A 13,513-nucleotide genomic window follows, 5' to 3' on the forward strand; every position below is an offset into this window, starting at 1 on the left:
CTTTGCCGGCATTATCGCTGGCTCAGGCCCCGGCCGTTCCACTTATCTGGCTGTCCGATTTTGCGAGGCCACCTCTGGCGTTCCCGGAAAGTTTATCGCTCCACGCTCGCTTAGCCGGGACGCTCATCATCGTGATAAACAGAGGTATCAGAAGTGACACTTTTTCACCCCAGTCCTGCTGCACGCCGGCGGCGACCATGAGAAAACCCGGCCGCAGCCGGGTTCCGCCCGCATCCCGCAGCCGCTCCCTCGCCCTACAGACCTAAATCGGCGCGGCCGGCGGCCTGCTCGGGAGGCGCGCACCGAAGCGGATCGCCCTGGAGCCGCGCGTACATTGCGTGCTCGACAAAGGGCGTCGCGGTGTAGGTGATGCCCGCGCGTAGCGGCGCAAGTGCATCAAACGACAGGATGATCGCACCCTGCCCCCGATAACGGCGGGACGGATACAACGCCCCATCCGGTCGCTGTTCCGGACCGACCTGCTGCATCGCCTGGTATAGCCGCACCCCGAACCATTGGCACCACTCGTGATCGGGCGACGACAACAAGTCGTAGATCCCGAGCAGGCTCGACGCCGGCGCTCCCAGATCCCATACGCGCAGTGGCCGCGGAAACGTCAACGTTGCGACCAAGCCGCCGCGTTCAGCCTCGCCGTCCAGGTAAAACGTCCCGGGCCGGCAGGCATCGTTGCGCGCGAAGCGCGCTTCCCAGACCGTCGTTTCAGGCTCCGGCGCTAGGTACAACCACTGAAAGGGCATGGTACCGTCCTCCTCGATCAAGGCCTTGGGCGGGCCAAACCGGTACGGGTTCCACACTCGATCAGGCAAGATTCCCGCCGACGAGTAGGCGGCCCGATGAAGCACCGGCCCCACGGGACGAGCACTGCTCTCCAAGGCTGTGACGAGTTGCTCCACCGCCGGCATTGACTCGGCAATGTCCGGCGGGGGTACTACTTTTTGCTGTTTTCCCATTTCATGGCCATCTCAATAGGCCACGCTCTCTCCGGGTCGCGGAATCGCGTCAATCACACGTCGCTGGCGCTCGACGGTGGGCAGGTTCAACAGCCGACGCTGACTTGCGTGCGGCGCACCCCGCCCCTCGAAAAGCTTCCCGGCCAACAGTTCCGCAGGCGCGAGCTCATTGAGCTCGTCACGCGCAGTCACGAAGAAGGCGTGGACTTCCGTTTCCAAGGCCCCTTGGAACTGGTCGAGCACTTTGGGCAGCAACTCCGGCACGGACTCCACAAACTGCCATGCCGGAAACGCACGCCCGTTGGTCTGGCCTCGAGGCCGAACGCAGTAAAACCGGCCAGCCTCCACTGAGCGATAGAGACTCGCGATCGACAGCGCCACCAACTTTTGCCCGACCACTTCCGAGGGCTTCAAGTTGGCAACAGGCAAAGCATCCGATACCGTCTCGGCAGCCGCCCCCGCTTCCAGAATAAACATCGTCGCCAAGCGGCGTTCCAATGTGTCGCGAATAAGCGAGTGAAGCGACTCCACATGGAAATCCAGCGGGATCTGTCCACGGAGGGAGCCCTCGATATCCGTCGCAAACAGCTCGGCGACATCCCGCGCGATATGAGTCGGGTTGAGATGCTGCCCTTCGCTGGGCACCGCGCGGATCTTGATGTTTGCGACCCGGCTGGTTTCGTTGATTGCCTGTGCCATATGAACTCCTTAGGCGAGATGGGGAGGCGCGCCAAGCGGGTTCAAGCGCTTGGCAATGGCAGCGGCACTGCCCGTCTCGGAAGGTCCATCGAGCAGCCACCGGGCAACCAACGTCCGGACGCTGGCAGCCGCCTTGCAGAGCGTTTCGAGATAGTCATGGACGAAGGGCCGCGCGATCTCCTTGAAGAAGAATCCACGCTGCATCCGCATCGCAATACTGCTCGTGACGTAGCGAATGAGCGATGCGCCAATCGCTGCGTATGCGTCGCAAAGCAAGCCAGCGTCGACCAACTCTTGCGCGAGCGGTTCCTCTGAGGGCAGGTCCGCCTTCTCGGCCGACGGCCCACTGATGAAGCTCTGCCAGATTTCCCACGACGGGCTGGATACGCTGACTTGTTTGGATTCCTCCGCGTCGAGCGCCTCGCCCAGTTGATGACGTTCGAGAATCTCGAGGTGGCGCAGTGCAACCTGGAGGATGTGTACGCGTAGGCGAGCGCTTTTGAGCGCCAGTGCGGAGTAAAAATTCAAACCTCCGGTGGCGCCAGAAACACGCGAAGCGTCGGTAGCCGCCTTCCGCGCCTGTAGCGCCGTGACTTCGGCGCTCAGAACGGTGATTTGCGCGCGAACGTCGTCAAGGCTGTTGACGCGCCTGACCTGCTCCTGCGCCCAAGGCCAAAGGTCGCTTACGGCGATCGCATCGCCCCACGGGCCGAGCCAGTAGTGATGGCGAGCGACCGCCACCACCGGATTTGCGCGCGGTTGGCAGGCTTTCTGCTGATCATCAAAATCGTCTTCGATCATCTTCATGGCGATCCCCAAACAGTTGCCCAAGTTTATCATTTTTCTCACATTTCGCAAGTGTCGCGATAATTGCGTTTTTCTCACTCCCCATGATCTCGAAGGGCAAGCTATCAGAAGTGGCATTTTTTGGAACCGCCGTCGGCCGGCGAAGTCACCTGCAGCCCTGGGGGACTCGCGCGGCGGTGCTACACTCGTCGCCTTCCCACCTTTCCGACCCCGCGTATGGCGCCCCCCCCCCCGGTCGACCTCAGTCACATCCTGCCGTTCGAAGCGACTTTCTTCGACGACGCGTTGCCGGTCGAACGCAACGAGCTGGATATCCCGGCCCTGCTCGGCGTCGACGACGAGGTGCCCGACGAGCTGCTTGTATCGCTGTGCGGCGCGCTGACCGGCTCGACGATCGAGGCCTACCTTGAAGACACGACCCGGTTGACTTTCGAGGTGACGAACCCCACCTTCATCGCGTCGACCAACAAGGTGTCGATCATTCGCCGTGCGGACGGCGACGTGCTCGAGCTCGGTAAGATCGACCTCGTCGACGACACGATCCCGGGGCTCGGCGCGGTTATGCTCTGGCGGATCGTGCGCGCATGTGACGCGCTTGGCATCTCGCGCATCACGGCATATGCGGTCGGCGGTCGCAAAGCGGCGGTGGTGCCTGGTGGGCCGAGGCTGAGCGGCTATTACGCGTGGCCGCGCTTCGGCTTTGACGCCGCGATTCCCCACCAGTCGGGCGACGAGGCGGCGCTTTTCCAGTACTTCCCCGGCTATCCCGACGGACTCGCCGACGGTCGCCTGCAATCGCTGCGGGCACTTTTCGGCGCGCGTCTGGGACGGTATTTCTGGCGCGTGGCGGGGACGGATCGTTGGATGACGTTCGATGTTGCACCGCAGAGCCAGTCAGTGCTAACGTTAGAGAACTACTTGAAGGAAAAGGGAATTTACGGATGAGCGAAAAGCTAGCAACGACCGGCGGATTCCGCGTCGCGCGGCCGGCTTCGAAGCGCTCCCGATGGTGGATCGGGCAACGTCCGAGATTGATCCAAGCCAAGATCGAGAGGCTAGTCGACAAGGCAGTGGCCGACCGGCTTGAACGGATTGAGCTTGAGCATCGCGCGCTTCGACCGGATTCGACGACGTTTGCGACGATGAAGGATATCGTCAAGATCCTGCAGGTGACCGGCGACGGCGACGTCGTGACGCACGTCGGTGAAACGACGCGTCCGTACCAACCACCCAAGCCGCTTGTCGGTGGCCTGTTTTATGACCTGGATATCGCAGGCACCACGAAGGGGCGGCTTAAGGTTAGCACCGTCCCGCCAGCAGCCGCGGCTTCGCAGAAGAAGGTATTCAAGGTCGCGCGCATCGATCGTACCAAGGGTCAATTGCCGGAGGTGTCGGTGGGCGATGCGGAAGCGTCTGGACGTCGCAAGACGCGCGCCCTGTTCGGGCTTCCAGACGACGAGTGAAGCGGCAGGAACCCATCAAAGAAAGGGCCGAAAGGCCCTTTCTTTTCTCGCATGCCGCTATGCAGACCCAGCGGCACTGAAAGTCTCACGAGAAAAGCCCGGGTTCTCACATGCAGCCCGAGCCCCACCGTCGAACCATCAGACCCAAAGCGCCGACATACGCACCAGCCACGAGCGGACACTGCGGGCACCACCGCGTCGATCGAGCACCGTCGCCACGTACGCATCGGAGATGCTGTAGGCGCTCACAATTAGCGCTAGCAGAGTTCATAGACGCGCAATCTAGGCTGTTTGCGCGTGATCGCCGTTAGCATGGTACTGAGCACCGCTAGCGCTAATTGTGAACAGCAACAGATGCTGCCACAGCGGCCGACACCGCACGGATGCCGGCCGGGATCGATCGCGCACCGGAACCGGCACGACCGCAGCGGCGAGGATCGCGCGCAGCGCGGCGTCGATGAAGATGGTGCGAGGTCGAGACAGCGCAGGGAAGAATAGTGAGCGGCTATGGCACCCGCAACGAAGCAGGGCGATCGACCTTTCCCCGCGCTATCCTGAAACGAGGGACTGGATAGCCGTAACTATCCGCCCCTTCATTTTCCGGACAACGTCGCAAGATTTTGGTTGTGTCTCCGACCTAGTCGGATTGATTCTCATCCGCTTCTGGCATCGGCGTGACACTTTTCAAATAGAATCCCGCCCTTCCAGAATCATTGCGCCGAGTAAACTCCACCGGCTTGAGCGCGTCAGCAGTCGTGGCCTGAATCTTCTCATTCTCGGCAACGATGATCTGCCCCGGTCCGTTCCACGTCGACAGCCACGCGTAAAACTTGTCAGTCAGCGTCTGGGTAGGCAGCGGCCGGTCCTCTCCCGAGTCCGGATCGGCGTACGCTTTCAGCGGCGAATCGATCACAACCAGCCCCAGATGAGGATTTCCCGCCTCTAGCGCATGCCTCATCAGGCCAATGGTCAATGCAGTCAGGAAGATGCCGCGCTTGCCAGCACCATAGCTCAGTCGAGGGCGATCATTGATGACGAGGTCGCACTCTCCTGTATCCAGCGTCACTTGGCGAACGTCGTCGAAACCCCAGTCGACGAGCATCGACTTCACAACGCCGGCTACGGCCTTCGCCGGCTCGCTGGCCTCTCGAGTGATCGGGGCCGCCCGGGAAACGCGCAGTTTCTTCAATCGCTCGATTTCGGCTTCAAGTCGCTCCTTTTCATCGAAGGCACCCAACTGCGCGGCCAGCTCACTGCGGCGCACAGCGAGCTCCTTCGGATCGGCCTGGAATTCTACGCGGACACCGCTAATCCGCCTTGCCTCTTCCTTCTCAAGATCGCGAAGCTGTTCCCTGACCAGGTTTGCCTGCTCGGTTGCATCCGCGAGACGTCGTTGCTCGATCGCGATCGAATGCAACAGACCCGCGCGAAGTCCGGCGATTTTCTGAGACTCGGCTGCGACCGCCTTCCGGTAGCTGCCCGGTGCCCGCCTCCCAATATCGGTGGGTGCGACATGAAGCTCGATCGGCGTGGAGCAAAGCGGACAAGGCACAGCGTCAAGCGCAGCAAAGTGGGCGACTCCCTCGTCGAGTGCGCCGAGGCGTTCGAGGTCGCTCACATACTTCTGGTCAAGCAGCTCAAACCGATCAAGCATCGCCTGGGAATGGTTTGCTCGCGTGGCATGCTTGCGCAATGCATCCGTTGATTCGACGATCTGGCCGCGAACGCCACGCAACTGCGCGGCGCGCGCGTCGTATTGCCGGCTGAGCTCTGACAGCGTCTCGTCCACCCGTTCGATCGCGTCCTCGACATCGACACGCGTGGCGTCGAGGTCGATGCCTGTCATGACCCGACTGAGCGCATCTTGGGCGGAGGTAAGCTGCCCGAAAAGACGGTCCTTTTCCGCCTGGGACTTGGCGAGCGCAACAGCCGAATCGTCATCCCCAGTCAGAAAAAGGTGGAACGCGGCCATGCGCTGCGGGCGCTCGCTGTGGCTGGCTCCGCTTGTCGGATCTTCACTGATCACCGTCGGCTGGGAGAGCATGAACCAGTGCCGAATGTCCGAACCCGTGACAGGTCCCCGTTTGCTTTTCGATCTCAGGATCTGCTTTCCCGCTGCCCCCGACAATTCAACAACGAGTTGCGAGAGGTCAAAATCGACAGGCTCCATGCGTTCGGGAGCCTCGATCAGTGCCTGCTTGCCTCCTGCTGATCCATCGTCTGTGGAAGCACCGCTCGCCCCTTCCGTCGCACGCTTGCTACGGAAGATGTGGGCCCCTCCGCCGCGCAGCGCGCGCCGCACGATGTAGGTATCCGCGCCGTACGAGAACTCAAGCTCCAGCAACTCGTAGCCGTCGTCTTCGGGCACCTTCTTCGGTGTCTTTTCACCTCCGAGCAGGTACCACAGGCAGTCACGGATGTATGACTTACCGGTGTCACTCGGACCGCGAATCAGGCTGTGCAGCGGCGCAAACTTAATCTCGGCGACCGGCCGTTCAGGTCCTGATGCCGCCAGCCTTATCAATCGAATCGCCACTGCCCGCTCCGTTCGAGTGTGAGACCTTCAAGCTCCGCGCCCCAACGATGGCCCTGCTCGGTGAATTCCCGGGTCAGCGCGTCCGTACCGGTTTGGCCAAAGCGCCTGACCGCCCATTCGCAACGTTGGTGAAGGCGCATGAAATACGGTGCCGTTACGGAGCCTACAAGTGACAGGGCTGTTGGGCCGGCGATATATGTGATCCCTTCTTCGTCCATCCGTGCATTGACGAGCCCGCGAGTGCTCATCAGATGCAACCCCTGTTCGATGAGCGTGCGACGGCTCAACAATTCGCTGCCGCGATAGGGGACCGGGGTATGCAGGCTTTCCGGTCCACCCAGGTCCCCCGAATACACCACGGCATAGTCGAGCAGGATGAGTTTCTGCAGATCCACGCCCGCTGGGCGTAAGGCGCTGAGCAGATAGACCATCCGAAAGCCGAGCTCAAACGGCGAGTTGAATACACGCGTCACGTCTGCACGCGTCATTTGATCCACCTCAGTTTCTTTTCGTTCACCAGATGATGGCAGGTGCCGGGGAGATCTCCGCCGCGCAACCGTCCGTGCAATGCACTATCCGTCAGCGTGAGGGACGAGGCACGATTCACCGCCGCGTCCAGCCGATCCAGACCGACGCGATGCCGCGGGCTCGATACGGCGGTGCGCACGCCCTTCAGCACCATGTCGAGCAATTTCGCGAACTCGTCTTGTTCAAACAGGTCTCGACTGAATCGCTTCAGGCCTTCTGCACAGTAAAACTCCACACGACAGTCGGTGAAATGATCGGCGTACGTTGTTCGCATCACCTCTTCTACCGTGCGCACAGTACTACCCTGTTCCGAGTACACCGCAACAAGCTCCTCGACATAGATCAGTTCGTCGTCGGTCGGCAACACCGGCATCGTAGGGTCGTCCCCGCGTTCGGCTTCGATATGAAAGATCCTGCAGTGGGTGACATGATCGATCGCGTGCCACGCAAGTAGGTCGCGCAGCAGACATTCCTCGATCCGCGCGAAATCGAATGTGTCGATCACCGCCCGAGCCTCAGAGGTCAGGCCGCTCACCAGGTTTTTCATGCCCGTCTTGCCGGCCGCCCAGTCGGTCAGAAACCGCTGCTTGAGCTTCACCGGGCTGGCTATCAGATCGTGCAGGTCCGGACCGGCATTCTGGGGCGAACACACAAAGTACCGGCGCGGCGGCGGATACGTACCGGCCGCGAGATGACGAAAGAATTTGGCAAGTTCCGGAAAGAACTCGCCAGGGGTAAGGGGCGCCTTGTAGTGCTTAGCCTGAAACAGGTCCCACTGATCTGCCGTCAGTGCGCCCGCGAGTCGTGCCTCGACGTCCCGGCCCGCGTCGCCTGGTCCGCCGAAGCGCGTGACCTGATGATACTTGCGGCCATTGACCTCGCATTGCAACGCACTGCGCTCGATGAATTCCTCCCACTCGTCCGGTTTGAAATGACGAACCATCAGAGAGGGCGGCAATGCCCCGGCTTTGATGACGAGCTGGTTCGGGCGGAGCGTCGACATGTGGTCGCAGAAAAAGCCTGAGTGCCGAATTATCGCCGTGACGGAGGGTTTGTGGCACACGCAATGCACATTTTCAGGCCGACCCAGCACGCTCGCACCCCGCTTCACCGACTCAGCCGAGCGGCGCACGGTTGGACTATCAACGGTCCAGCGTGGGCCGATCCACACACTCGCGGGCCTCGTGCGAGCCAGCTGTGGATTAGGTGCTGCCGGTGGACACGAACTCGAAGTGGCCGGTCGCGAGAGACTCCAACGGGAACATGCATTGCACATCTCGATGTCCCGAAACGAAGGGTAACATAGCCCTTACTATGTTACCCTTCATTTTATTGGCCAAAACGCCCCGTTTCTACGCGTCGCTGCGCGGCCTCCTTGTCCAGCAAGGCCCGGCGGCCGGTTAGCGACGATCGGGGAGCCGCGGTATCGCCGCGCGCGCCGCGTCGGCGCATCCGACCGGCGCGCGGCACTGTATCGAACAACACGGTTTCCGTAGCCCCTGACCACGCCCATGCCGATCGACGAACCTGACGTGCTCGATGTCGAGTATCGCGAGCTGCCGGCCACGCCGCGCCGCGCGCCCACGCCGACCGCCCGCCGCAAATCGCGCTCGCGCCAGGCACGCCGTGATGCGGCCGCCACGCGCCGGATCGGCCTGCAGCACCTCGCCTTCTTCCGCGGCTACCTGGAAGGACTGGAGCTCGCCGAGCTGGCCGACCAGTATCTCGAATTCGGCCGCGACGCCCGCAAGGCCGCAGCCACGCGCAGCTGGCTGGTGACGTCGTTCGTCGCCGCGGCCAGGAAGCGCCTGGACTTCGCGACCGCCCGGCTGCTGGCGATCCGGCCGGCCGCGCTCGCGGCGACGCCGCCGGCCGACGCCCCGGCGCCCGCCGCGCCTTCGCTGGAGGATTTCGCGGGCGAGCACGATCCGGACGGCTTCTATACCGAGAAGGAGCTGCTCGATCTGTTCGCCGCGCGGCACGCGGGGACAAGCGCCGACACCGGCGCGACCCTGCGCCGCCAGCAGCGCAATGCCCGGCTGCGCGCCCGTCAGATGGCCGCACTCGACGCGCTCGCGCGCCTGGTGGTCGAGGACCCGCGCCCCGAGCACCACGTGCTCGGCTGGTTTGATACCGCCGTCGCGCTGCGTCTCGCCGACGTCGGGCTCACCACGATCGGCCGGCTGGTCGAAACGATCAACGCGGTCGGCTACCGCTGGTATCGGCGCGTGCCGCGGCTGGGCGAGATCGGCGCCCGGCGTATCACCGCGTGGCTGGCCCACTACGGGGACGTCGCGGGCCTGCAGCTGGCCGCCGGCGTGCAAACCCACCCGTCCGAGCGCGCGTGGCCGGGCTCGCCGCTCGCCGCAGCCGGCCCGGTCACCGCGATCGTGCCGCTCGAGCGCTTCTTGCTGCCACCCGAGCTGGACGGCTCGCACGGCGCGCACCGCAATCTGGTCAAGAACAACAGCCGCGCGACCAACGATCGCGAGGCGATCGACTTCTGGCTCGCCGACTACGAAAACCCGCACACGCGCCAGCGTTACCGCACCGAAGCCGAACGATTGCTGTTGTGGGCGATCTTCGTGAAACGCAAGGCGCTGTCGAGCCTCGACATCGACGATGCGCGCGACTACATCAACGGCTTTCTGATCGATCCGCAGCCGGCCGGCCAATGGGTCATGACCGGCACGGCGCCGCGCGGCGATCTCGGCTGGCGGCCGTTCCGCGGGCCGCTGTCGGTCAAGAGCCGGCAGGACGCGCTGTCCGCGCTGAAGAAGTTTTTCGGGGAGCTGGTCAACGCGCAGTACCTGGATCACAACGCGTTCGCGAAGATCCGCGTGTTCACCGGTGCGACGCACGATGCCGCCGGCAACGAGCGGCGCGTGGCCGCCAAGTCGCGTCTGCAGATTGAGCACGGCTTGACCTCCGACGCGTGGCGCTTCGCAATGCGCGTACTCGACACGATGCCAGACACGGCCACCGCGACCCGCACGCGCTTTGTGCTGGGCTTTGCGTACAGCACCGGCCTGCGCCGCGCCGAGTTGTGTGGCGCGTTCACGGACGACGTACAGGAGCGCTACGCCGGCCCCGAGCTGGGGACCATCCGACTGCTGCGCGTGGTCGGCAAGCGCGCAAAAGAGCGCTTCTTGCCGCTGGTGCCGGCGGTACTGGAACTGATGGGCGACTATCTGGAGTCGCGCGGCTTGCCGCGCGATCCCCTCGCCTGCCCAGCCGCCACGCCGTTGATCCCGGCGCTGCTGTCGAATGCCGAGATCGGCAAGATCCAGCGCGCGGCGAAGGCGAGCAAAACAGACCCAGCGCCCGAGCTCGCGGCGCGCTCGCGGCAAACCGGGCCGATCCATCCGGTGCAGCTCTACAAGGCGATCAAACAGTTTTTTGCAACGGCAACTGCTGCTGCGCTGCGCGAGGACTCGCCGCATGCGCGGGCTTTCAGCGCAGCCAGCCCACACTGGTTACGACACACGTTTGTATCGCATGCACTTGCAAACGGCATGAGTCTCGAGAGTGCGCGGAATTTTGCCGGTCACGACTCGCTCGACACGACATCGATCTACGCGACTGCGGAGCTCGGCCGCCAATACCGAGAGGCGGAGACCTTCCTTAGATTAGCTACACCTTAGCGCGGCTCACGTCATCAAAGCCGGTTGATGTGTAATCGCCCCAGAATTGAAAGTATCTGCGACCCCAGCATTGCTGTTATGACCGCCAGTCTGAATGTGTCCGACGAAACACCATCAACGATAACGATGACGACCCACCTTCGACTTCTCCTAGATTAAGTCGGAGTTAACTCCGTGGGAGTTATCGAACTACCAGATGATCTACGACTTCCGTCCTTATAGGCCAACGATGTCCCAGATAATCTAGGACATTGCGACCGAGAGTGCACCGCGACCATCTGCCGGCGCATAGCAGAAAGTCAGTATATAAGGCGAAAAGTGGGGCTTTGGTCCCCACAATCCTAAAGATGACGGAGCATCAGTCGGCGCTCCCCAATCCTTTCCGCTGGCGAGACGGGTCGTGGTTGCCTCCGTCGCGCAAGCAGGTCGCAGTTTCAACGTAGAAACTGGATCTGCCAGCATTCGGCATCGCGCTCGGCATGCAAGCTTTGTCGGTCGACCCGGCGTCTATGACTGCTTCGCCCACTCAGTTTCAACATAGAAACTGAACGTCTCCCGAGCATCCGAAAAGGGCTCGCCGATGCGCCTCTCCGGGACACCGATCGCAAAAAGTTGCCTTCAAGTCAGCAGTACGCGACCGCAGTTTCTACGTAGAAACTACCCGCCGCGGCGCCAGAACGGCGAGCGAAAAGCTGCGCACGATTCAAGCGGTCGCGCAAAAACTGAAAATTGCCCGTTTTCGTTCGATTCACGCCTCCCCGTTATACCGTTAAGCCGCCAATGGTGGCGCTGGCCATGCCCCGAGTTTCTACGTAGAAACCACCCCTGGGAAGCGCGCGAAGCTACAAGTTCCGGTTGGGTTGTCGCTCCGACGCCTAGAATTTCTCAAAAACCTGTCGTTTTTCTTGATGTTTTTCGGGTGGCATCCTAATATTCCCGGCAGTCGCTTGGCGCGAAGTTTCTACGTAGAAACTTCGCCTGCTCGAGCATCAAGTGCATAAGGAGAACGCATGGCAGCGAAAATTATTGCCGTCTTCAACCAGAAAGGAGGGTCGGGGAAAACAACAACCTCGACGAATATCGCAGGCGCCTTCGGCATGCGAGGCTACCGGACCATGCTTGTCGACTTGGACGAGCAGGGCACCGCGACACTCTCAGTCGGCGCAGCCCCAGATGATCGACCGTACCCGGCCGCTATTTCGAACCTGGCGCTAAGTCCTCGACCGGATCGGGAGATTGCAAAGTACGTCAACGACTACGATTTTATTGTCATTGACTGTCCGCCAGCCATTAAATCGACTGCGCCCTCTGTTGCCCTCCTTATTTCCGATCTGGGACTGATTCCCATCGCAGCGTCGGGCGGCAATCTCTGGGCGGTTCAAGAGGCAAAAAAACTTGGAATGGAGGCCCAGATCCGCAACCCGGATCTCAAGCTTCGTTCATTTGCGAACATGAACCAGAACGTCACGATCGTGAAGCAGATCTTTGAAGCTGCAGCCGGTGACGATGAGCTTCCCATGCTGAAAACGAAGCTCGGCTTCCGCACCGCGTACAAGGAAGCAGAGGTATCTGGCGCTACTGTCCTTCAACTCCGCTCGGCCAAGGCCGCCCACAAAGAACTGAATGATCTTGTCGACGAAATTCTCGAAGTTCTCGAGGTGCGAGCATGAGTAAGAAAGACTTCTCTGCGGCGCTTAATGCCGGCGTAAAGCGCGACCAAACAATGCGAGAGACGGCGACACCTTCGCGGTTCGACCGGGTGGATGAAGCATTGAGCGGCCGAAGCAGCCTGTTGGATCAAGCCAATGAGAAAGTCGCTTCCCCGACAAGATCGGCTGCAGAAGCGTATTTGGCAAACTTGGAACAAGCGGGGAAGGTGCAGGCGAGGTACGTAACAATGCCAATAAGCCATATCGACGACAACCCGCTCAACAGTCGCACGATCTACAAAGAAGATCTCATCGCCGCCCGCGCAGCCTCAATGGCGCGAGATGGCCAACTGGTTCCTGTACTCGCCGGACGCCACCCTGACTTTCCGGATCGCGCAATCTTGATCGACGGCCAGTTCCGAAAGCTTGGTGCGCTCCGGAATCGCTCCGAGACGTTGGAAGTGAAGCTTCTCGAAGGCTTGGACCCGATAGATTTCTACCGCCTTGCGCGAGCCGCAAACAACGAGCGCGAGCAGGAAACCATTTTGGACGTCGCACTCGGGTACAAGAAGCTTCTCGATCAGGGTCATGCAAAGTCGAATGACGAGCTGGCCGTCTTGGTGGAGGAGGGCAAATCCAAGGTCAGCAAGATTCTCGCGCTTCTGGATCTGCCGCAGTCCGTCCTGGACGTGATCGGTTCGCATCCCAAACAATTCGGCCTATCAACTAGTTACGAACTCACGCTGTTCCTCAAGGCATCGGACGAGAAGCGCACCTTGGCATTTGCCGAGCGCATTCGTGACGAGGAATTGCCGTTTCAGAAGGTGAAGGCTATACGCGAAAGTCTCGAGAATGGGCGGGCCCCACGGAAATCCCTTTCGAGACAGTACAAGGTGTCAACTATTGACGGGGCCGAGATTGGTGCGATCAAGGAATGGGGCGACGGGAAGGTCCGTCTGGATCTCGCTCTAGGATCGGCCGAAAAAGCCGAGGCATACGTTGCGGCCTTCAAAAAGCTCCTTGCCGAAGACGGCCACCAACTGAAGTAGGGATATGTAATACCTAGGCATGCCTGCCGGTTAGGCATCACGGACCTATCCGTGATTTCGTGGGCGAGGCATATCATGAGGTGTAAAAGTCATGGATATGCCAATGAAGAAGAAACGGCAAACTGTAGCGCGTCAGGCAGCGGCCCGCGGGCCGCTGCCTGAACTGC

The 13,513-nt window shown here is 61.4% G+C and carries 11 protein-coding genes; 5 read left to right on the forward strand and 6 right to left on the reverse strand.

What is annotated here, in order from left to right; genetic code table 11:
* Nucleotides 1-254 precede the first annotated feature (254 nt).
* The 3 genes from BCO18175_RS40075 to BCO18175_RS40085 are packed head-to-tail and all read right to left on the reverse strand — an operon-like array spanning nucleotide 255 to nucleotide 2,477.
* Complete coding sequence (locus BCO18175_RS40075) at nucleotides 255-971, reverse strand: RES domain-containing protein (RefSeq protein ID WP_174989293.1); 717 nt, start codon at nucleotides 969-971, stop codon at nucleotides 255-257.
* Nucleotides 972-983: 12 nt separating this feature from the next.
* Nucleotides 984-1,670, reverse strand: coding sequence for a hypothetical protein (locus BCO18175_RS40080; RefSeq protein ID WP_174989295.1), 687 nt, complete (start codon nucleotides 1,668-1,670; stop codon nucleotides 984-986).
* Between the two features lie 9 nt (nucleotides 1,671-1,679).
* Entirely contained in the window at nucleotides 1,680-2,477 is a 798-nt protein-coding gene (locus tag BCO18175_RS40085) for a hypothetical protein (RefSeq protein ID WP_174989296.1), read from the reverse strand.
* A 216-nt stretch (nucleotides 2,478-2,693) separates the two neighbouring features.
* On the opposite strand from BCO18175_RS40085, the gene BCO18175_RS40090 reads away from it, so the two are divergent.
* Nucleotides 2,694-3,422 (forward strand): hypothetical protein, encoded by a 729-nt coding sequence (locus tag BCO18175_RS40090; protein ID WP_174989298.1) that lies wholly within the window; start codon nucleotides 2,694-2,696, stop codon nucleotides 3,420-3,422.
* On the forward strand, nucleotides 3,419-3,940 hold the full coding sequence (locus BCO18175_RS40095; protein ID WP_174989300.1) for a hypothetical protein: 522 nt from the start codon (nucleotides 3,419-3,421) through the stop codon (nucleotides 3,938-3,940). The genes BCO18175_RS40090 and BCO18175_RS40095 overlap by 4 nt, the downstream gene beginning before the upstream one ends.
* Before the next feature lie 637 nt (nucleotides 3,941-4,577).
* Here BCO18175_RS40095 and BCO18175_RS40100 read toward each other — a convergent pair.
* Genes BCO18175_RS40100 through BCO18175_RS40110 form a run of 3 tightly spaced genes read right to left on the reverse strand, consistent with a single transcriptional unit; the run spans nucleotide 4,578 to nucleotide 8,007 of the window.
* The gene (locus tag BCO18175_RS40100) at nucleotides 4,578-6,476 is read right to left on the reverse strand and encodes a hypothetical protein (RefSeq protein WP_254608255.1); all 1,899 of its coding nucleotides are present in this window, start codon (nucleotides 6,474-6,476) and stop codon (nucleotides 4,578-4,580) included.
* Nucleotides 6,461-6,964: an ABC-three component system middle component 2 gene (locus BCO18175_RS40105; RefSeq protein ID WP_174989302.1), complete on the reverse strand. Its 504-nt coding sequence runs from the start codon at nucleotides 6,962-6,964 to the stop codon at nucleotides 6,461-6,463. Before BCO18175_RS40105 ends, BCO18175_RS40100 begins: the two co-directional genes overlap by 16 nt.
* Nucleotides 6,961-8,007 (reverse strand): ABC-three component system protein, encoded by a 1,047-nt coding sequence (locus tag BCO18175_RS40110; protein ID WP_174989304.1) that lies wholly within the window; start codon nucleotides 8,005-8,007, stop codon nucleotides 6,961-6,963. The genes BCO18175_RS40105 and BCO18175_RS40110 overlap by 4 nt, the downstream gene beginning before the upstream one ends.
* 508 nt (nucleotides 8,008-8,515) lie before the next feature.
* On the opposite strand from BCO18175_RS40110, the gene BCO18175_RS40115 reads away from it, so the two are divergent.
* The 3 genes from BCO18175_RS40115 to BCO18175_RS40125 all read left to right on the forward strand — a co-directional run bounded on the left by BCO18175_RS40115 (nucleotide 8,516) and on the right by BCO18175_RS40125 (nucleotide 13,346).
* Entirely contained in the window at nucleotides 8,516-10,648 is a 2,133-nt protein-coding gene (locus tag BCO18175_RS40115) for a phage integrase family protein (RefSeq protein WP_174989313.1), read from the forward strand.
* 1,010 nt (nucleotides 10,649-11,658) lie between these two features.
* Nucleotides 11,659-12,318 carry an AAA family ATPase gene (locus tag BCO18175_RS40120; RefSeq protein WP_174989315.1) on the forward strand — a complete coding sequence of 220 codons (660 nt, stop codon included), beginning with the start codon at nucleotides 11,659-11,661 and terminating at the stop codon, nucleotides 12,316-12,318.
* Nucleotides 12,315-13,346, forward strand: coding sequence for a ParB/RepB/Spo0J family partition protein (locus BCO18175_RS40125; protein ID WP_174989317.1), 1,032 nt, complete (start codon nucleotides 12,315-12,317; stop codon nucleotides 13,344-13,346). Before BCO18175_RS40120 ends, BCO18175_RS40125 begins: the two co-directional genes overlap by 4 nt.
* Nucleotides 13,347-13,513: the final 167 nt, after the last annotated feature.

This window comes from Burkholderia lata (assembly GCF_902499335.1).
Taxonomy (GTDB): domain Bacteria; phylum Pseudomonadota; class Gammaproteobacteria; order Burkholderiales; family Burkholderiaceae; genus Burkholderia; species Burkholderia lata_B.

What these genes read in the sequence shown, in the direction of transcription:
- BCO18175_RS40075 (WP_174989293.1), bottom strand. Translation starts at nt 971, where the DNA reads ATGGGAAAACAGCAAAAAGTAGTACCCCCGCCGGACATTGCCGAGTCA.
- BCO18175_RS40080 (WP_174989295.1), bottom strand. Translation starts at nt 1,670, where the DNA reads ATGGCACAGGCAATCAACGAAACCAGCCGGGTCGCAAACATCAAGATC.
- BCO18175_RS40085 (WP_174989296.1), bottom strand. Translation starts at nt 2,477, where the DNA reads ATGAAGATGATCGAAGACGATTTTGATGATCAGCAGAAAGCCTGCCAA.
- BCO18175_RS40090 (WP_174989298.1), top strand. Translation starts at nt 2,694, where the DNA reads ATGGCGCCCCCCCCCCCGGTCGACCTCAGTCACATCCTGCCGTTCGAA.
- BCO18175_RS40095 (WP_174989300.1), top strand. Translation starts at nt 3,419, where the DNA reads ATGAGCGAAAAGCTAGCAACGACCGGCGGATTCCGCGTCGCGCGGCCG.
- BCO18175_RS40105 (WP_174989302.1), bottom strand. Translation starts at nt 6,964, where the DNA reads ATGACGCGTGCAGACGTGACGCGTGTATTCAACTCGCCGTTTGAGCTC.
- BCO18175_RS40110 (WP_174989304.1), bottom strand. Translation starts at nt 8,007, where the DNA reads ATGTCGACGCTCCGCCCGAACCAGCTCGTCATCAAAGCCGGGGCATTG.
- BCO18175_RS40115 (WP_174989313.1), top strand. Translation starts at nt 8,516, where the DNA reads ATGCCGATCGACGAACCTGACGTGCTCGATGTCGAGTATCGCGAGCTG.
- BCO18175_RS40120 (WP_174989315.1), top strand. Translation starts at nt 11,659, where the DNA reads ATGGCAGCGAAAATTATTGCCGTCTTCAACCAGAAAGGAGGGTCGGGG.
- BCO18175_RS40125 (WP_174989317.1), top strand. Translation starts at nt 12,315, where the DNA reads ATGAGTAAGAAAGACTTCTCTGCGGCGCTTAATGCCGGCGTAAAGCGC.